This is a genomic window from Paraburkholderia atlantica, assembly GCF_009362785.1.
GTDB lineage: Bacteria > Pseudomonadota > Gammaproteobacteria > Burkholderiales > Burkholderiaceae > Paraburkholderia > Paraburkholderia atlantica.
Map to the genome: position 1 here is coordinate 1 of NZ_WHNQ01000242.1, position 618 is coordinate 618.

General features: G+C 56.6%; 1 protein-coding gene and 1 pseudogene. Both read right to left on the reverse strand.

The genetic code is table 11. From position 1 onward, the window contains the following. On the reverse strand, nt 1-355 hold a 355-nt coding region (locus tag GCT19_RS42495; RefSeq protein ID WP_321576968.1), incomplete at its 3' end, for a glycosyltransferase. Nucleotides 356-384: 29 nt separating this feature from the next. Beyond that, nucleotides 385-618 (reverse strand): annotated as a pseudogene (locus GCT19_RS43185) (hypothetical protein); the annotation flags it as partial.

A 618-nucleotide genomic window follows, 5' to 3' on the forward strand; every position in this document is an offset into this window, starting at 1 on the left:
GCTCGCAGGCGACCACCGGAATGTGCAGGCCCCGTGAAGCCAGGATCACGTTGATATTCACGTTGGTCAAAAACGACACGATGACGTCGGGCTGTTCTTCCACGAACAGCTTGCGCAGCTCCGTCAGTCTCGCGATGTAGTTGATCCGTCGCAGCGGGCTATGCTTGACGCGGTCAGCCAGATAGATCATCCGCACCTTCTCGTCGATGGGAAAAAAACATCCACCGTGTTTGCTGTATGTCGGGACGAGCGTAACGGTGTGGTTGCGCTGAGCCCACGCGGCTGACAGCACCGCGGCAACCCTTTCGGCGCCGCCCGGTTCACCCATTGAGTTGACAACAAGAACAATTTTCACGTTTCGTAGTCTCTTGAACGGTCGAGAGCTCAGCGCATTTCGCTGTCGTGCTGCGAAGTTGAACTGCCCAGCAGCATGCTGATCGCCAACACGAATGCGGTTACATACATCAAGGCAAGTGAAATCTGCACACCTGCAACCCCGAATAGGTGAACTAGCACGAAGCTGGCCCCTGCCTTCACCGCGAACGCCAGCAAGGAGATGTTTGTCACCAGCCTGAAGCGTCCCTCGCTGGCAAAGAGTTGCCACACCACCATCAACGC